The sequence below is a fragment of the Alkalihalobacillus sp. FSL W8-0930 genome, assembly GCA_037965595.1.
In the GTDB taxonomy this organism is placed as follows: Bacteria; Bacillota; Bacilli; order Bacillales; family Bacillaceae_D; genus Alkalicoccobacillus.
The window spans coordinates 2,799,994-2,819,792 of the sequence record CP150183.1 but is presented as its reverse complement, the minus strand read 5'-3'; the positions used below and the strand labels follow the sequence as shown (position 1 = coordinate 2,819,792).

The window sequence follows — 19,799 nt, the reverse complement described above, 5'->3', positions numbered from 1 at the left end:
AACGGACTGGACCATAAACCATTACAGGAGGAAGTACGATGTCTTTTTCACATAATAAGATCGAACCAAAGTGGCAAGCACACTGGGAAGAAAATAAAACATTTAAAACAAACACTAAGAGTGATAAGCCAAAATATTACGCGTTAGATATGTTCCCTTATCCATCAGGTGCGGGGCTTCATGTTGGTCATCCAGAGGGGATGACAGCAACTGATATCTTATCAAGAATGAAACGGATGCAGGGCTATGAAGTGATGCATCCAATGGGTTGGGATGCGTTTGGACTTCCAGCAGAGCAATATGCAATTGATACAGGAAATGCTCCAGCAGCATTTACTCAACTAAACATTAACACGTTCCGTAGACAAATTAAGGAGCTTGGATTCTCCTACGATTGGGATCGTGAAGTTGATACAACGGATCCTAATTACTATAAATGGACACAGTGGATCTTCATTAAATTGTATGAAAAAGGTCTAGCTTATGTTGATGAAGTGGCTGTAAATTGGTGCCCTGCACTCGGAACAGTTCTAGCGAATGAAGAGATTGTTGATGGAGTCAGTGAGCGCGGGGGACACCCTGTAGAGCGTCGTCCAATGAGACAGTGGGTACTGCGTATTACAAAGTATGCGGACCGCTTACTTGAAGACTTAGATGATCTTGATTGGCCTGAAAACTTAAAAGATATGCAGCGTAACTGGATTGGCCGTTCTGAAGGGGCTGAGGTTGACTTTGCAATCGATGGCTTTGATGATGTGATTTCTGTGTTTACGACACGTCCTGATACGTTATTCGGTGCAACCTATATGGTCTTAGCACCAGAGCATAAGCTTGTTTCAACGATCACAACAGCTGATCAAAAGGACGAGATTGAAGCGTATCAAAAGAAAGTCGCAACGAAAAGTGATCTTGAGCGTACAGAGCTTTCTAAAGAGAAATCAGGCGCGTTCACAGGAGCCTATGCGATTAATCCAATCAATGGAGAAAAGATTCCTGTCTGGATTGCTGATTATGTGTTAGTAAGCTATGGTACGGGTGCGATTATGGCTGTACCTGCTCATGATGAGCGTGATTTTGAATTTGCCACAGCCTTCTCTTTACCAATTCGTGAAGTCGTTGCCGGTGGAAACATCGATACAGAAGCGTATACAGGAGACGGGGAGCATGTAAACTCTGATTTCCTTGATGGACTAGGAAAAGAAGAAGCGATTCAAAAAGCAATTGCTTGGCTAGAAGAAAAAGAAGTAGGGACTAAAAAGGTCACGTATCGTCTTCGCGACTGGCTGTTCAGCCGTCAACGTTACTGGGGAGAACCCATTCCGATTATTCATTGGGAAGATGGTACCTCAACAACGGTTCCTGAAGATCAGCTTCCACTCGTACTACCTGAAATGGAAGAGATTAAGCCGTCTGGAGCGGGTGAGTCACCACTTGCGAATGCAACAGAATGGTTAGAAGTAACAGATCCGAATACTGGCATGAAAGGCCGTAGAGAAACAAATACGATGCCGCAATGGGCAGGTAGCTGCTGGTATTACCTTCGTTATCTTGATCCAGATAACTCAGAAGCACTAGCTGATCCTGAGATCTTAAAGGAATGGTTACCAGTAGATATGTACATTGGTGGTCAAGAGCACGCTGTTCTTCACTTATTGTATGCGCGCTTCTGGCATAAATTCTTGTATGATATCGGTGCTGTTCCTACAAAAGAACCATTTCAGCGTTTATATAACCAAGGGATGATTCTAGGAGAGAACAACGAGAAGATGAGTAAGTCAAAAGGAAATGTTGTGAATCCGGATGATGTTATCAAATCACATGGAGCGGACACATTACGTTTATATGAAATGTTTATGGGGCCACTTGATGGGACCATTGCTTGGTCAACGAACGGATTAGATGGTTCACGTCGTTTCCTTGAACGGATCTGGAGATTGTTCATTGAAGAAGTATCTGGAGACTTAAGTCCAGTGATTCGCGAAGCCGAAGGATCTGAAACGTTAACACGTGTGTATCATCAAACGATTAAAAAGGTTACAGAGGACTTTACGGAGCTTCGCTTTAACGTAGGAATCTCTCAAATGATGGTCTACATTAATGAGGCTTATAAACAAGAGGTCTTACCTAAAGATCAAATGGAAGGGTTTGTGAAAATCCTTTCTCCAATTGCGCCTCACTTAGCCGAGGAGCTTTGGTCGAAGCTAGGTCACACGGATACGATTACGTATGAAGCATGGCCAACATTTGATGAGTCGAAGCTTGTAGAGAACGAAATCGAAATCGTTGTTCAAGTGAATGGAAAGCTAAAAACAAAGCTTGTTATTCCAGCGGATGCAACACGTGAGCAAATGGAAGAGCTTGCCCGTGCAGATGAGACCGTTGAACAGGCGATTGCTGACAAACAAGTTCGAAAAGTGATTGCTGTACCAGGGAAGTTAGTCAATATTGTTGTAGGGTAACATTCCAAGACGTTAATCGGAAATAGGAGTGGGGAAGTAGAATAGCGGAATGAATCCGCTACAGTGTCTTCACCGCGTTCTGTTCCGTAGGAGTCTCGGGTTCTCCTTCCGCTAATTAGATAGAAAAAAGAAAGACAAATGATTTGAAGAAATCATTTGTCTTTTTCTATTAGTTTTAATTATGAATGAATCTTGATATATTCACTCATATAATAGTGGATCGTATCTCCCTTTCAGATCTTATCCTCTATCTTTAGGTTGTTTTTACTCTCGTTCTGCAGCTGATTTTCCTGCTGTGTAGCCTGTTGAGAAGGCACAGGTAATGTTGTACCCACCTGTGTAGCCGTGAATATCAAGCACTTCTCCACAGAAGTAGAGTCCTTCTGCTTTTTTAGAGTGCATGGTTTTTGGTTCAATTTCCTTAACGGACACCCCGCCGCCCGTTACAAAAGCTTTTTCGATGGAGAGTGTACCGGTTGCTTGGATAGAAAACTGCTTCATCGTATTTGCAAGCTGACGCAAGACTTCATGAGAGATGTTCGCACATGTTGCTTCGGCGTTAATGGAATGAAGCTCATACAAATACAATAGCATTCGTTCCTGTGTAACACCTTTTAGAACATTCTTTAATTGCTTTTTCGGTTCTGCCTTCACGAGCTTCCACAGTTCTTGAAAAAGGTCTTCACTGGATTTTGCAGGAAACAAATCAAGACGCAGTTCAATCGATGGCACGTCAAATTTCTTTAACGCTTTAACCACATATTGACTACAGCGCAAGGCTGCTGGACCAGATACACCAAAGTGAGTAAAGATCATATCGCCTTCATGGGTTTTAATTATTTTTCCTTTTGGATTAATGACAGATAGCTCTATTTCACGAACAGAGAGACCCTGAAGGACTTTACCCTTTATGAATGGATCTTGTGATGTGATTGGTACCTCGGTTGGATAGAGTTCAGTAATCGTATGTCCAGCCTTTTGGGCCCAAGGATACCCATCTCCTGTTGATCCCGTATGGGGCACCGATTTGCCTCCAGTTGCAACGATGATCGAACGTGTTTCAAGAACCTGACCATCCAATAACTTTACAGCATGTACATGACCATCTTTATAATCAATGGTTTTCACTGCTGAGTCTGTCCAGATGGTTACATTTAGTTTCCGAATCCGACGCAACAACGTATCAACAACAGTTTGCGCCTTGTCATTAATCGGAAACATCCGTCCCCGGTCTTCCTCTTTTAACTCGATTCCTAGCCCTTCAAAGAATTCAATGATATTCTCATTATCAAAGGTAGCAAAAGGACTATGCATAAATTTCCCGTTACCAGGAATATGCTCTATTAGCTGCTTACGTTCCATTCGGTTTGTGACATTACAGCGACCACCACCCGAAATGGCTAACTTACGGCCTAGTTTATTTCCTTTATCTATTAAGAGAACGCGGGCTCCATGCTCTGCAGCAGCGACTGAGGCCATCAAGCCAGAAGGTCCGCCCCCTATTACGATTACATCAAACATAAAAATCTCCTTATCTTTCGGTCATTTGCTTTTCTTATACTATCACAATTCGTAAAGAAATAATAAAGCACTCGTAGAATACGTTTAATTAAGTTTGCTGAATAGGGCAAAAACCTCCAAAAGTTCAACACATAAAAGTGAAAATCTGTTAAACTAATTAATTATGTAAGCGCTTTATTTTACTTTTGAAAGCGGTGGTGGCGTGATTAACTGGGGGTTCAATCAACTTCAAAGTATTAAACAAAAGATTTTCATGATCGCCATCTTACAATTAGTCTTTTTTTGTTTGATGGGTGTGATAAGTTTTCAAGTATTTACAGCAGTGTATGAAAAGGAAGTGTATAACGAATCTGCCAATACTCTAAAAATCTCTTCAACTGTACTTGATGAAGAGCTTCGTAAGGTTGAACAAATATCCTTTCAAATTGCAACGGACCCAGTGATTCAAAACTACATGGAAGGAATTAATTCAGAATATATCGGTTACGACGTTTATCGTACAAAAGTATTTTTAATGGAACGCTTAAATGCGTATTACTCTCAAGAACGATATATTACATCCATACAAATAGAGGATACATTTGCTGAATTTTATGTTGTGGGGAATGAACCCATTAGACATTTAGTGGATCAAGATTGGAAAGAAGAAATGAAAGCTGGTAAAGGGGCTAATGTGTGGATGCCTTTATCAGACCAAGGGATTCTTGTTTCTACAAGAGAAATGAGAAAGTCCAACGATTTAAGCTTAGCCTTTCTTGGGTCCGTCTTTATTACTATCGATATGAAAGAATTTATTTCCGATACACTTAATCTCTCAGATGAAAAAAGCTTTGTCATGATGAAGGATCAAGAGGTGATCCTCTCTCAAAACTTCCCTCAGGGGGCTGAACCATTAATAGAAGATTTATCCGAAGGAAACTACCAAGTGAAACCATGGGATGGGAGCGAGTATTTTTTAACCTATCAACAATCAAGACATTCAGATCTCTCTTATGTTAATATCCTTCCATTTGATAACGTTTCCTCAAAGACCAGTTTACTTAACAACTTAATGATCGCTTCCTTTATCGTTTTCTTAGTTGTGATTTTATTTATTAGTCGAAAGCTCGCTAGGACCATTTCAAAGCCACTAGAGGATTTAACAACGAAAATGAAGCAAGTAGAACTTGGGAATGTAAAGCCAATGATTGAAGAGAACACAACACATTCATCAGATGAGATTGGGCAGCTTCATACAAATTTTGTTTCCATGATCGGGCGGATGAATACATTAATTGCTGAGAATTATTCAAAACAGCTTGTTATTAAAGAAACCGAATATCGTGCATTACAAGCTCAAATCAATCCCCATTTTTTATATAACACACTAGACTCAATTAATTGGTTAGCAAAGATGAACAAACAGCAGGACATCTCTAGCATTGCAGAGTCGCTCGGAAATATGATGAGGACGATAATAAGCAAGAAAGAGCCTTTAATTACATTAGAAGAAGAGCTAACCATTGTTCATCACTATATGGTGATCCAATCTTATCGCTACAAGAACAGGCTGAACTTCTCAATGGAGCAACCAGACAATGTAAACAGTCTACGAATCCCTAAGCTAACCATTCAACCGATCGTAGAAAACGCCATTCAACACAGCTTAGAAGAAGTGATTGGAGAATGTCAGATTCATATATTCTTTAAAGTAAAAGGAGATCATCTATATATTACAGTTCAAGACAATGGAGTAGGGATGAATCAGACCACTATTGATTCCATTTATGCAGGAACGGTAAAGCCTAAGCGTTCAGGAATAGGTCTAGCAAATATTATGGAGCGGCTTCGTATTATGTTCGGGGAGCCGTATGGGATTCAGATTGAAAGTCAGGTTGGCGCGGGGACTGCTGTAACCGTAAAGATTCCTAATACAAAGGAGTGAATGAACGTGTATTCCGTTCTTTTAGTAGATGACGAAATCAACATCCTGGAAGGAATAGCAGCACTTGTTGACTGGAACCGTTGTGAAACAGAGCTTGTTGGAAAAGCGAGTAACGGTATTGAGGCATTAGAGCAAATACAGGAGAAGAATCCGGATGTAGTCATTACAGATATTAAGATGCCTGGTTTAAATGGGATTGAGTTACTTAAACGGGCTCATTCCATGTTTCCGTCTATTAAGTGGATCATATTGTCTGGGCATGATGAGTTTGATTATGCGCAAACAGCTATGGAATACGAAGTAAAACATTACTTGTTAAAGCCTTCTAATGAGTCAAAAATCGAAGAAGCCCTCACTCAAATTGTTGAACGATTAAAGAAAGAAAAAGAAGACGCTGCATTTGTAGGGAGAATGAAGGAAAAGCTTAATGAAATGCTGCCAAAAGCAAAAATGCAGGTGTTAAAGGAATTTCTAACAACAAATACGTTCGGGGCACAAGATTTGGATTACTACAAGCACTTATTTGAGCCAGATGAACTGACCAGGCTCCTGAAGCTTGTTGTACTGACAGTTGATAAGCCTATACATGATAATACTTCCACCATTCAGTTTGATGAGTTTGAGCATTTTTATGCGCTTAAAGAAATGGCATCTTCAGAATTAGAGAAAACCCAATCTGTCTGGCTTTCAACCACTGTTGGAGAAAAGGTGGTGATCCTACTTGAACGTTGTTCTGATGATCAGCTTATTTCTATTTTAGAAGATGTAGGACACCACTTTACGCACTTTTATCAGTTAACCTTCACTAGTGCAGTGACTAGGGAAAGCACTCTGATGGACCTTAGGCAATTGTACCGTGAAGCCTTACAAGGATTAGCTGAGCGATTTTATTTAGAGGAGGGAGGGATTATTTCAACGGGGCTTATTGATCAGGAGCCATTTCGGATTGATGAACTTCAATTTAATCATGAGGAATTATTGGTCTTTATTCGAAGCGGTAACAAAGTAGAAACAGATCACTATCTTACTCATTACTTCTCTTATATTGCGGAAAAGAAATACGATGTAGGCATTGTTAAAGCACACAGTTTAGAGCTATATATGTCGATTATACGCCAGGCTTCAAATGAATTAATGGATGAATTATTTACTGCGGTGGCACAGTTTCAACGGCTACAAACGTTTCGACAAATCGAAGAATTTATGATGCAGCACACAAGTAAGGTTGTACATGAAAATTATAAATCAACCAAAAAGCAAATAAGCACAACCATTCAGAGACTTTGTGAGCATGTTGAATCCTCCTACTGGGATTCGGAATTATCGTTACTGCAGCTTTCAAATGATGTATTTTACATGAATTCGGACTACTTAGGGAAGCTGTTTAAAAAAGAAATGGGTGAGAAGTTTTCACATTACTTGATGAAGCTTAGAATCAATAAGGCCATTGAACAAATGTGTGAAACAGAAAACAGTAAAATAGCAGAAGTCGCGGAATTAGTGGGGTTTGGAAACAACCCACGTTACTTTAGTCAAGTCTTTAAAAAGCAAACGGGTTGCACACCAAAAGAATACAAAGAAACCTATTGTTTAAGCGCATCGGAAAAATAATCATCATCCTGATAAACGATCCTACACACTAACCTAGGAGGCGAACAGATGAAAAAAGCAAACGGTTTGTTCATGGTTTCAGGGGTTGCACTAGCTCTTATTCTTACTGGGTGTCAAGAAAAGACCGCAAGCGAGGTTGAAGATGATGGGGTGAATGAAGTGACACTGCGAATGTCATGGTGGGGATCTCAACAAAGAAATGATTTGACCTTGGAGATCATTGAAAAATATGAGGAGCAAAATCCACATGTGACAATCAAGCCTGAATTTACGGGATGGGACGGATACTTTGAGAGAATGGCCGCACAAGCAGCGGGGAATAACCTACCTGATATCATGCAACAAAATTTCGGTGAATATTTAAATCTGTATGCCAGTCAAGGGTTATTAACCGACCTCTCGACCTTCATTGAGGATGGTACCTTAGACGTTAGTCAAGTGGAGGATGATATTTTACAGACGGGAGAAAAGGATGGCAAGCTGTTAGGCATCCCTACAGGAACAAATGGCTTAACCGTTGCTTATAATAAGCAGCTATTAGAAGAGGCTGGCATTGCTCTCCCAACAAATGATTGGACATGGGACGACTTTAAAGAGATTGCAGAGCAGGCTCACGCCCAACTCGATATCTATGGATCAGGAGCACTCGGGACGGGTAATACATTTGAGTACCACCTAAGGGAGAGAGGATATACCCTCTTTAATCAAGAAGGTACAGCTCTTGGGTACAATGATGATCAATTATTAGTTGATCATTTCACGTTAAGTAAGGATTTAGCAGATGCAGGAGTCATTCCAGGACTGGATGTGACAAATCAAATCCAAGGTCTAGAAGATGAATTGATTGTCCATAAGAAATCTCCAATCGCCTTTGTGCATTCCAATCAAATTCTAGCTCTTTCAAATGCAGCCGATTACTCATTTGATTTGAATGTTTTACCGGGTGAGTTTAATGAGCGTGGTATGTATCTAAAACCGTCGATGCTTTGGTCCGTTAGTGAAAACTCAACGCAGAAGGAAGAAGCCGTGAAATTTATTGATTATTTCGTAAACGAACAAGAAGTGTACAATATTAGTGGATCCGAGCGTGGGGTACCGATCAATAACGAAATTAGAGAAACAATGAGAGCGAATCTAAGTGAGGTGGAAGCGAAGATTTTTGACTACATTGAATACCTTACTGAAAATAGCTCTCCCATTGATACGAATTTCCCTTCTGAAGCCAGTGAAATCTTTAACGCATTAGAACAAGTTGACGAGCGAGTGATGTATGGGCAGATTACTCCCGAAGAGGGTGCGAGTGAATTTAGAGCTGAAGCGGAACGGATTTTAGGTTATTAAATAAAGTTGAATTTAAAATGAAGACTGGTGGCTCTCATTCAGAGTCATCAGTCTTTTGCATGTTAATCGATTGTAGGGAAGACCTGTGAACCAGTTACAATTTTATATGGTTTTTTTACATACTATTTGATACCTCTGTTTTTTAAACATTTTAGATCTGATTATTTGATTCCCAGAAAAATAAGGATGGTGTACGATAAGAATAGCTTAAGAAAGCGCTTTCAAAATAAAAAGGGGGTTGCTTGATGAAAAAGAAATGGATGTTCTTAACGGCTTCTGTATTAACAGCTTCACTTGCTTTAGCTGCATGTGGAGGGGCTTCAGATACTGGTGGGGAAACGACCGATTCTGAAGGCGGTGGCAGTGGTGATGAGCAAATTAAATTACGTATGTCTTGGTGGGGTTCTCAGGAACGTCATGATATGACATTTAAAATTATTGAGATGTATGAGAAAGAAAATCCAAATATTAAAATTGAGCCGGAATTCACCGGATGGGATGGTTACTTCGAGCGTATGGCTGCTCAAGCTGCAGGAAACAACCTGCCAGATATTATGCAACAGAACTTCGGTGAGTACCTGAACCTTTATGCGAGTCAAGGGTTACTCGCAGATCTAAATGAATTCAAGGATAGCGGGGATCTTGATTTAAGTAAGGTTGATGATTCCATTGTTCAGTCTGGTATGAAAGATGATCAGCTACTAGGCATTCCATCAGGTACAAATGCTCTGACTGCCGTTTACAATGCAGAAATGCTAGAGGAAGCTGGAGCGGACCTACCAACGGATGATTGGACATGGGAGGATTTCGAGGAAATTGCCTACAAGGTTCATGATGAGTTAGATACGTATGGCACGCGTTCGTATGAAGCAGGTAATATTTTTGAGTACTATCTAAGAGAGCAAGGGTTTGCGTTGTTTAATGAAGATGGTACTGCTCTAGGATATGACGATGATCAGATTCTAACAGACTATCTTACAAGAGCTAAACAAATGGTTGATGATGGGGTTGCTCCTGGATACGATGTGATTCAGCAGATTCAAGGGATTGAAGATGAATTAATCGTACACAAAAATGCTCCATTTGACCTTAGATGGTCTAACCAAATGAAAACAATGTCCATGGCAGCAGACTATACATTTGATCTGAATGTATTGCCTGGGGATAACATCTCTCAAGGAATGTACTTAAAGCCAGCTATGCTTTGGTCTGTAAGTGAGAACTCAGAGCACAAAGAAGAGGCAGTGAAATTCATTAACTTCTTTACGAATACAAAAGAAGTATTTGACACAATTGGATCTGACCGCGGTGTACCAATCAACAACGAAATCCGTGAAGAAATGCGAGCAGACCTAGATGAAATTGAAACAAAAATCTATGATTACATCGATAAAGTAACTGAAAACAGTTCACCAATTGATACAAACTTCCCGGCTCAATCTTCTGAGATATTAACGGAGCTAAATACAATTGACGAGCGAGTCATGTATGGACAAATTACACCTGAAGAAGGTGCTGCCGAATTCAGAAAATCAGCTGAAATGATTTTAGGAAATTAATGTAGAGGAAGTGATCCTTTCATGATCGATATGAAGGGGATCACTTTCTTTGGCTAAAGAAAATGATCTGTAAGGAGTGGAGATTATGGCACAAAACCAGACGGGTAAAGAAACCGTGGTCCCAGTTAAACCGCCCTTTAAAAAGCCGTTTAAACGACCTAAACGATTGCGTACAGGCTATGAAGAGTTGTCAGGCTATGCATTTATTTCGCCTTTTATTATTGGATTAGTAGCGTTTACTCTCTATCCCATTGTTTATTCTCTTTATTTATCCTTCACGAACTATGGAATGGGGGGAGAATATGAATGGATTGGACTAGCAAACTATGAACGGATGTTCACAACTGATGATACGTGGAGACAATCATTAAAAGTGACTTTCTTGTATGCGGGGACTGCTGTTCCTTTGCGTCTAGTATTCGCTCTTATGGTAGCCGTTGCCCTGAATAAAATTGTTGAGGCAGTGGGTCTCTATAGAACAATGCTATACCTTCCTTCTGTGGTTGGGGGAAGTATTGGAATTTCTATTATGTGGAGACAGTTATTTGGTAATGATGGAGCCTTTAACTCTGTATTAGCGTCAATTGGGCTACCAACACATTCTTGGCTTGGTGACCCAGGTACTGCGATATGGACACTTGTCGCATTATATGGGTGGCAGTTTGGTTCATCCATGCTTATCTTCCTTGCAGGGCTTCGAAACATTCCAAAAACGTTTTATGAAGCATCTGCTGTAGATGGTGCAAAGCCTTGGCAACAATTCTTTAAGATCACCATTCCTTTGTTAACGCCAGTGATCCTTTTTAACACGATTATGCAGACTATCCAAGGATTTATGGCATTTACCCCAAGCTTCATTGTCACAAATGGTGGACCGATGAACAGTACACTTCTTTATGTACTGTACATGTACCGTCGTGCCTTTGAATTCTTTGATATGGGTTATGCGTCTGCGATGGCATGGGTCATGTTAATTATCATAGCGATCTTTACTGCTGTAATCTTTAAAAGCTCTGATAAATGGGTTCACTATAACGATTAACAAGGGAAGGAGAAAATCATATGGATACACAACGAAAAAAACGTATAAAGAAAATCGTTCAACACATTTTAATGATCATCTTTACTTTAATTATGCTTTATCCTTTGGCCTGGATGGTTATGAGTTCATTTAAACAAAGCTCAGATGTATTTGTGGATGCACATTCACTTATTCCGAAAGTGTGGGCTTTTGAAAACTTTTCTGAGGGTTGGCAAGGGTTTGGTGGGATTACTTTTACCACATTCTTTAAAAACTCATTTGTGATCACTGTTATTTCAACCATTGGAAGTGTGATTTCTTCAACATTTATCGCATACGGTTTTGCTCGTATTAAATTTACAGGTAAAAAAATGTGGTTTGTTCTAATGATGCTTACACTGATGCTTCCTTATGAGATGGTTATGATCCCGCAATACGTCATGTTCTCAGGTTTTGGATGGATTGATACGTACCTGCCACTGATTTTACCGACATTCTTTGGGGTACCATTCTTCATCTTTTTGATCATGCAGTTTATTCGAACCATTCCAACTGAACTGGATCAAGCAGCGAAGATTGATGGATGTAACACGTTCTCTATTTTCTTCCGGATTATTGTCCCACTCGTTGTTCCAGCAATGATGACAGCGGCCATCTTCTCATTTTATTGGAGATGGGATGACTTTATGGGACCGTTAATATATCTAGTGACGCCTGAGAAGTATCCAGTCTCACTTGCTCTTAAGTTGTTCTCTGACCCAAGTGCTGTAACGAACTGGGGCGCAATGTTTGCGATGACAACCGTTAGTATTTTACCAGTCTTTTTAATCTTCTTCATCTTCCAACGCTACATTGTAGATGGTATTAGTACAAGTGGATTAAAATCTTAATGGGTAAAACATAAATTCAGTGTAATTGATCAGATAGGAGAGATCACAATGGAAATGAATCGGCTGTTTACTGGAATCTATAATCTCTGTAAGTGGATCACCTATTTCTTTTGGCTCAATTTGTTTTGGGTAGGGGGAACATTGTTAGGTGGGATTGTACTAGGCTTTATGCCTAGTACAACCGCTGTTTTTGCGATAGCAAAACGAACGGCTGCAGGTGAAGAAGATATTCCTTTATTCAGAACATTTGTCCGTGAGTATCGTCAGTCCTTCTTACGTTCAAATGGAGTTGGAGGCATTTTATTTGTTATCTCAGCTATCTGGTACATTGATTTTATGTTTGTTAGACAATGGGAGGGAGCCTTCCATTCGGTTATGCACGTTGCTTTGATCGTGATTGGTCTTGCGCTTGGCATGCTGTTGATGTATGTGTTCCCTGTTATGGTTCACGATGCGGAATCGATTAAGAAAACATTAAAAAAAGCGCTCTTTATCGGTTTTCTGCACCCGGCCAATATGGTGTTTCTATTTGTTAGTCTGTTATCAACCTACTATTTTTTAATTTTCCTTCCTGGTTTGATTCCTTTAGTAGGCATTAGCTTCTTCATCCATGTCAACATGTGGATCGCCTACAAAGGGTTTGAACGCATTAACGAAATGCACGGGAAACACCAAAGAAAGCAAGCTGGTGCGCAGGCATCGTTATAAACTTAGTTTAGAAAAAGAGAGTGTTCTTTAAAAAAGACATTCTCTTTTTTATTGTTTTTTATGTTAAATTATCTAACATAAATAGTGTGATCTCTCTCATTCTTGGGTATAAAGCATAGAATACTTGATTGATGAGAAAAAGGTGGGAGGGATTAGCATGCAAAAGCTCGAAGTCATGCAGTATTTAACGATTTTAGGATTAAAAGAGGAACAACCTTCTTACACCTATTTGGAGAAAATTGTGCGTGCTCATGTGTTTTGTTTTCCGTTTGAGAACATTGGGAAAGTGATAAATTTTGAACAGAATTCCTTTCGCACACATTCGCTTCCAACATTAGCTGAGTTTATTGAACAATTTCATCAATATCAATTTGGTGGAACCTGTTATGTGTTAAATGGCATGTTAAATCAACTATTAAATGAGCTTGGTTTTTCAAGCTATAACATTCATTTGGGCAAGGATCATTTAGCCATTATGGTCAGTCTGAATGGAGAACATATCTTTGTTGATTGCGGAGTAGCAGCACCTATTTTTACTCCGGTTCGAATTGAAAAAAATCATATGTATGAGTTCACATATAATCAAGAGACGATACACATTCGTCACCTTAGTAAGCAGAATTATGAATTTGCAAGGTTTATTAAACGGAAGCTGACAGAGGATTGTTGGACGTTCTCAACAAATCCGACAGATCCATTATTTATAGAAGACATGGTTAGACGCTCTCACCAACCAACAGCTACCTATATGACAGAGCTTCGGTGTCAGCTTTGGAAGAAGGATTGCAACATGCGTATACGGAATAATCAATTACGTATCTACTACCCAGATGGTACGACCGAGAAGCGAGAATTTAAAACGTCTGATGAGATTGAACAGTGTATTCACAATGAGTTTGGGTTCAGGAAATTGCCAGTGAAACGAGCCATTTCTATTCTAGAGGCATCTGGCGTTGAGATTTTTCAACAAGAGCAGTCTGTTAAAAACACCATTGAAAAAGTTTAAGAGGCAAACCCCCCTTTTACCTCCGTACCAATTCTTTTCTTGTTTTGAGTATGATTTGGGTTTTAAGTAAATAAAACAGGGAATAGGAAACGAGAGATCGTGTAAGGGGGACATTACCATGTTAAAAAAGAAAAGATTAACAACTAAAAATAGAGATAGTATGGTTGATATTACACGTGAAGTTGAAACGGTAGTAAAAGAATCGAATATAAAAGAAGGACAAGTCATCATTTACTGTCCTCATACAACAGCGGGCATTACCATTAATGAAAATGCAGATCCCGATGTAAAAGAAGATATGCTCATGAGGTTTCATGAAGTATACCCATGGGAGCATCAAAAATATAAACATGGAGAAGGTAATAGTGCTGCTCACCTAAAGGCAAGTACTGTTGGTTCTTCGCAAACCGTTATTGTCTCTGAAGGCGAATTAATTCTTGGACAATGGCAAGGGATTTACTTTTGTGAGTTTGATGGATCAAGAGCTAGAACCTATTATATAAAAGTCAGCTAGTTGGGAGAGTGATCGTGTGAAGGCAGAGATCATTTGGAATTCAAAGGCGAAGCTAGGAGAGGGACCTTTTTGGGATGAGAAGCAACATGTTCTTCATTGGGTTGATATTGATGGGTGTAAGTTAAACACCTATTCACCTAATGAAAAAGAAAATACACAGCTTTCATTTGGTCAAAAGGTGACAGCCGTTGTTAAACGAAAAAAAGGCGGATACATATTGGCTATGACAGACGGGCTGTACTTATTTGATGCGGACCGTTTAGAAAAAGTAGCTTCTCCAGAAAAAGTTGTACCGAACCACCGATTCAACGACGGAAAATGTGATCCCGCTGGGCGCTTCTGGGCAGGCACGATGGTCATGGAAGGCTCAGAAAAGGATGCCGCACTTTACAGATTAAATACGGACTATACATGCGATAAAGTGATTGATCATGTCCAGATTTCAAATGGACTAGCATGGGATATGAAGCATAGTCGCATGTATTATATAGACACACCAACCCAACAGATTGTCTCATATCATTACGATGTGGAAAGTGGAGAGATTCACGGGAAAGAAGTGGTTTATACCTTTCCAAAGTCTGAAGGCTCACCAGATGGTATGACGATTGATCAAGACGGGATGCTATGGGTAGCCATGTATAATGGCTGGCAGGTGATCCAAGTAAATCCTTTTACCAAGGAAACCATCCAGTCTGTAGAAGTAGGAGCAAAATGCGTGACCTCGTGTGCTTTTGGAGGAGAAGACTATCAGACCCTCTATATCACAACGGCCTCAAGTGACGACGAAAACGACCCGCATGGTGGCGCTCTGTTCGCGGTTGATACACAGTCAAAAGGCTTTAAACCCGATGAATTTGCAGGCTAAGAAATGTTTTTTCTGCTAACACTACGATAAGTGGGCCAATCATGTATAAGCAAAGAAGGGCGAATATTCCACAACGATGGGATACTCGCTCTTTTTGCACTTAAGCTTGTTTTTTACATGATTCGTCACGATTATGCAGAATCAATCTATGCTACAATTCAATTTAGATCTTTTTCGGGAAATACAGGAGGGAAACATGGCCGATTCGAATTTGATGCGCGGGACAAAAGTCTTAACCGCTGCAACTCTTGCTTCAAAAATTTTAGGCTTTATTTATGTCGTTCCTTTCTCTGCCTTAGTTGGTCAAACAGGGTTAGGGTTATATTCGTATGGCTACACGCCTTATACCATACTACTCAGCTTAGCGACGCTCGGATTTCCACTCGCAGTCTCTAAGTTTGTTTCAAAATATCAATCAATGGGAGATTATGAAACGGGCTATCGCTTGTTTAAATCTGGTTTACTTGTGATGAGCATCACGGGTTTATTAGCCTTTCTGCTCTTATTTTTTATGGCACCTGTCATTACGCCTCTCGTCTTACCCAATGAACAGTCTGGTGTTAATTCGTATGAGGATATTACATTTACGATTCGTATGGTTAGTGTTGCTCTACTCATTGTTCCGATCATGGGAATGATTCGAGGGTATTTTCAAGGGTCCGGGCAAATGATGCCAACAGCCGTGTCTCAAGTGATCGAACAAATTGTGCGAATCTGTTTTATTTTGGCGGCCGCTTTTTTAATCATGAACGTAGGAAACGGTGAAATTGGACTGGCAGTCGGTTTTGCTACCTTTGGTGCGTTTGTCGGAGGTTTGGCAGGGCTAGCTGTTTTACTCATGTATCTTTTTAAAAGTCGTACAACCATCATTGGTCTATCTCAAAGCAAGCATTCTCAAAAGCCGTTGCCTTTAAAAGCAATGTATAAGGAACTCATCTGGTATGCTGTTCCGCTCTCAATCGTTGGTCTGGCCATTCCGTTGTTCCAGTTAATTGATACGATGACCATTAACGGGGCTCTTGCATCTATCGGGATGGGTGAGGTCTCTGAGAATTTTGTAGGAGTTTTAACACAATCAGCACACAAGATTGTGTTAATTCCTATGGCGCTAGCAACAGCGCTGTCGATTACACTGGTACCAACAATAACAAGAGCTTATACAGAAGGGGATCAAGCCAAGCTTCAGAGGCTTATCACTCAAACCTTTCAACTGATTCTGTTTATTACGTTGCCAGCAGCCGTTGGACTAGCTGTACTGTCGGACCCTATCTTTGTGGCATTGTTCAATCTTGAGGATTTGGCTATCGGAGGAGAAACGCTGCAGTACTATGGTCCAATTACGTTGTTGTTCTCCCTTTTCTCTGTTACGGCAGCAATCCTTCAAGGAATCAACCGTCAAATGCTTGCCATTACAGCTCTTTTAGCTGGGTTAGTTCTTAAACTCTCATTAAATCATCTGCTCCTTGTTACCATGGGACCAAATGGAGCGATTTTAGCAACGTACATTGGATTTATTGTAGCTATTGGCGTGACCGTGTGGGGAATAGGGAAGCATACGTCATTTTCTTTTAAGAAGATTGTTCAAAGAGGGGGCGTTCTTCTCATTTTTTCACTCATCATGGCAGCTGTTGTGTGGTTTATTACGATGGGGCTACGTATCAGCTTTCCTTTAGAGAATCGATTAAACAGTTTTATTTTATCTGGAGTGGGCGCATTATCTGGAGCGATTGTTTATGCCTATCTGACATATCGCTCTAGGCTAGCAGAGGTCGTGTTAGGTGAACGGTTTAGGAGACCGGACTAATGTTTAGAGATTTTGCGTCATTGGCGCACGATTTTCAACAAGTTATGACAGCTTCCTCCTCTTTTTCAATGGCGCGGGCTCTGCTATAATAAGGGGACTGACTATGTTCGGGTGAAGTGGGGGAGGCAATGAAGTATTCATTTATAAAGGATCATGATTGGTTGCTAATCCTGACAGTATTTGCGCTGGCTTCCTTTGGCGTGTTAATGGTTTTTAGCTCAAGCTATGTGGAAGGTATGTACATGGGAGAAGGAGGAAGTGGCGATCCGTACTTTTTCTTAAAACGGCAAGCTGTCTGGTTTATACTCGCTACCATTCTTTTTATCTTTTTTATGCATTTTAATTATCATGTGTTTAAGAAACTAACGCCGTTTATTTTATTGTTATCCTTTCTATCATTAGGTCTTGTATTAATTGGACTGGGAAGTTCAGGTGGGGGAGCGCAGCGTTGGTTACAGGTTGGACCATTTAGACTACAGCCTTCTGAATTTGTTAAATTAGGCATGGTGATTTACCTTGCTCAAGTTTATTCTCAAAAACAAGTGTATATTCATAAATTTATTAAAGGAGTCCTGCCTCCTCTAATTGTAGTTGGTTTCATTTTTATCCTGATCATGCTCCAACCGGATTTTGGAACAGCTGCAGCAATCTTAACAGTTACGTTCTTCATTATCTTTCTTTCTGGTGCAAGATGGACGCATATTATTGGTTTAGGATTAATAGGAGTTTCTTTGTTTGCTACGCTTGCAACCGCAGCACCCTATCGTTTTAGACGACTAACAACCTTTGTTGATCCGTTTGCCGATCCGATGAATGATGGTCTTCAACTCATTCAGGGCTACATAGCATTTGCACATGGGGGATTGACTGGAACTGGTTTAGGGGGAAGTGTACAAAAGTTATTATATCTACCTGAGGCTCACACCGATTTTATTTTAGCGATTATATCAGAAGAACTTGGAATCCTTGGTGTATTGTTTGTTTTGGCGTGTTACGGTGTAATCCTTTTTAAAGGAGTATTAATCGGAATGAAGTGTAAGAATCCATTTGGTAGCTTACTGGCTTTCGGTATTGTATTCCAATTGGCGCTTCAAGTGGTCTTTAATGTGGGGGCGGTGAGTGGATTACTTCCCATTACCGGTATCACATTGCCACTCGTGAGTAACGGTGGATCATCTTTACTTGTAACGATGATATCTATCGCGATTTTAGCGAACGTATCCCGTCATAACATTCGCCAAAGTCGTTTGAAAGAAGATCTTGATAATCAGGTTAAAACAGCCTAGCAACAGGGCTTAACCTTATTAGTGGAGGAACAACATGCAAGAAAAAAAATCAAGCCTTCAACAGCTTGACTATACGTTACTGTTTCTAATGTTTGTGTTAATGTGTATTAGTTTGTTGGCCATTTATAGTGCGTCCGGACAATACAGTGTCGACCCTAGTTATTTTGTGATTAGACAGCTTATCTGGTTTGCTGTTGGTGCCGTCATTATAGTTGGTGTGATGTTTGTTGATTATGATTTCTTTAAAAATCTTACAGTTCCTGTCTATGCGTTTGGTATGCTTCTCTTATTGATTGTTGAATTTTTTGGAGTCTATCGCAATGGAGCGCAACGGTGGATTAACTTAGGTGTAACAGAGATTCAGCCATCGGAGTTTATGAAGATTTTTTTGATTCTTGCTCTTGCACATTTGTTATATAAAGTGACTACTCATCGAAAAGACACGTCCATTCAAGGCGATTTAATGATTCTGCTAAAAATATTAGCATTGGGAGTCCCACCATTTTTCCTGGTTCTTAAGCAGCCGGATTTAGGGACTGCGCTAGTTATTGCAAGTATCATCGGTGTTATGATCTTAATGTCAGGAATTAGGTGGCGGATTTTAGTTTTCATATCCGTACTAGCCATATTTGGAATTTCGGTTCTCGTTTGGCTCTATAATGCACATTTTGATATATTCAGTATCTTTATTAAGTCTCACCAGCTTGACCGAATTCTTGGTTGGCTGGATCCTGATGGAGATACATCGGGGATCGGTTATCAATTAAATCTGGCATTACAAGGGATTGGTTCAGGGCAGTTTTATGGAAGTGGGTTTATGCAAGGCGTTCAAACTCAAAGCGATACTCTCCCTGAAATCCATACCGACTTTATCTTTGCGGCCATCGGTGAAGAATTCGGGTTCTTTGGAGCAATGGTCCTTCTAGTGACCTATTTCTTACTATTTTACCGTATGATTATGATTGCCCTAACGTGTAATAATCTGTACGGCTCATATCTAGTTGCTGGAGTAATTGGTTTGCTTGTTTTCCAAGTCTTTCAAAACATTGCGATGACGATCGGTTTAATGCCAATTACAGGTCTTGCGTTGCCGTTTATTAGCTACGGGGGAAGTGCGTTACTCACGAATATGCTCGCTATGGGAATTATTCTGAATGTAAATATGAGAACAAAGCATTATATGTTTGAAGCGAGAGAATCAGTTGCTGAATAAGGCGACTGGTTCTTTTTTATGCAATAAAAGGGATAAAAGCTGTCCAAAAAAGGGAGGAATCGATATAATGAAGG

General features: G+C 40.1%; 15 protein-coding genes. 14 read left to right on the top strand and 1 reads right to left on the bottom strand.

The genetic code is table 11. The features are described 5' to 3' along the window. Window positions 1-38 precede the first annotated feature (38 nt). On the top strand, window positions 39-2,459 hold the full coding sequence (leuS, locus tag NSQ54_14890) for a leucine--tRNA ligase (GenBank protein ID WYP25597.1): 2,421 nt from the start codon (window positions 39-41) through the stop codon (window positions 2,457-2,459). A gap of 264 nt (window positions 2,460-2,723) precedes the next feature. On the opposite strand, the gene NSQ54_14885 is transcribed toward leuS, so the two are convergent. Next, window positions 2,724-3,980 carry an NAD(P)/FAD-dependent oxidoreductase gene (locus tag NSQ54_14885; protein ID WYP25596.1) on the bottom strand — a complete coding sequence of 419 codons (1,257 nt, stop codon included), beginning with the start codon at window positions 3,978-3,980 and terminating at the stop codon, window positions 2,724-2,726. A 202-nt stretch (window positions 3,981-4,182) separates the two neighbouring features. Between NSQ54_14885 and NSQ54_14880 the strand changes: the two genes are divergently transcribed. The 13 genes from NSQ54_14880 (at window position 4,183) to rodA (ending at window position 19,725) form a co-directional block, all read left to right on the top strand. After that, a complete protein-coding gene (locus tag NSQ54_14880) occupies window positions 4,183-5,904 on the top strand; it encodes a sensor histidine kinase (protein WYP25595.1) in 1,722 nt (573 codons plus the stop codon). 6 nt (window positions 5,905-5,910) lie between these two features. After that, entirely contained in the window at window positions 5,911-7,515 is a 1,605-nt protein-coding gene (locus NSQ54_14875; GenBank protein ID WYP25594.1) for a response regulator, read from the top strand. Between the two features lie 48 nt (window positions 7,516-7,563). Next, window positions 7,564-8,856 (top strand): ABC transporter substrate-binding protein, encoded by a 1,293-nt coding sequence (locus NSQ54_14870; GenBank protein ID WYP25593.1) that lies wholly within the window; start codon window positions 7,564-7,566, stop codon window positions 8,854-8,856. A 245-nt stretch (window positions 8,857-9,101) separates the two neighbouring features. Then, window positions 9,102-10,415, top strand: a complete 1,314-nt coding sequence (locus tag NSQ54_14865) for an ABC transporter substrate-binding protein (protein WYP25592.1) — start codon at window positions 9,102-9,104, stop codon at window positions 10,413-10,415. 85 nt (window positions 10,416-10,500) lie between these two features. Then, on the top strand, window positions 10,501-11,457 hold the full coding sequence (locus NSQ54_14860; GenBank protein ID WYP25591.1) for a sugar ABC transporter permease: 957 nt from the start codon (window positions 10,501-10,503) through the stop codon (window positions 11,455-11,457). Between the two features lie 20 nt (window positions 11,458-11,477). Continuing rightward, the gene (locus tag NSQ54_14855) at window positions 11,478-12,326 is read left to right on the top strand and encodes a carbohydrate ABC transporter permease (protein WYP25590.1); all 849 of its coding nucleotides are present in this window, start codon (window positions 11,478-11,480) and stop codon (window positions 12,324-12,326) included. A 48-nt stretch (window positions 12,327-12,374) separates the two neighbouring features. Further along, window positions 12,375-13,034 (top strand): YesL family protein, encoded by a 660-nt coding sequence (locus NSQ54_14850; GenBank protein WYP25589.1) that lies wholly within the window; start codon window positions 12,375-12,377, stop codon window positions 13,032-13,034. A 157-nt stretch (window positions 13,035-13,191) separates the two neighbouring features. Next, on the top strand, window positions 13,192-14,040 hold the full coding sequence (locus NSQ54_14845; protein ID WYP25588.1) for an arylamine N-acetyltransferase: 849 nt from the start codon (window positions 13,192-13,194) through the stop codon (window positions 14,038-14,040). A 118-nt stretch (window positions 14,041-14,158) separates the two neighbouring features. After that, window positions 14,159-14,554 (top strand): secondary thiamine-phosphate synthase enzyme YjbQ, encoded by a 396-nt coding sequence (locus NSQ54_14840; GenBank protein ID WYP25587.1) that lies wholly within the window; start codon window positions 14,159-14,161, stop codon window positions 14,552-14,554. 16 nt (window positions 14,555-14,570) lie between these two features. Beyond that, entirely contained in the window at window positions 14,571-15,422 is an 852-nt protein-coding gene (locus tag NSQ54_14835; protein ID WYP25586.1) for an SMP-30/gluconolactonase/LRE family protein, read from the top strand. 196 nt (window positions 15,423-15,618) lie between these two features. Continuing rightward, entirely contained in the window at window positions 15,619-17,226 is a 1,608-nt protein-coding gene (locus NSQ54_14830) for a polysaccharide biosynthesis protein (protein WYP25585.1), read from the top strand. A 128-nt stretch (window positions 17,227-17,354) separates the two neighbouring features. Further along, window positions 17,355-18,512: a putative lipid II flippase FtsW gene (gene ftsW, locus NSQ54_14825; GenBank protein WYP25584.1), complete on the top strand. Its 1,158-nt coding sequence runs from the start codon at window positions 17,355-17,357 to the stop codon at window positions 18,510-18,512. Between the two features lie 34 nt (window positions 18,513-18,546). Then, on the top strand, window positions 18,547-19,725 hold the full coding sequence (rodA, locus tag NSQ54_14820; protein ID WYP25583.1) for a rod shape-determining protein RodA: 1,179 nt from the start codon (window positions 18,547-18,549) through the stop codon (window positions 19,723-19,725). Window positions 19,726-19,799 lie beyond the last annotated feature (74 nt).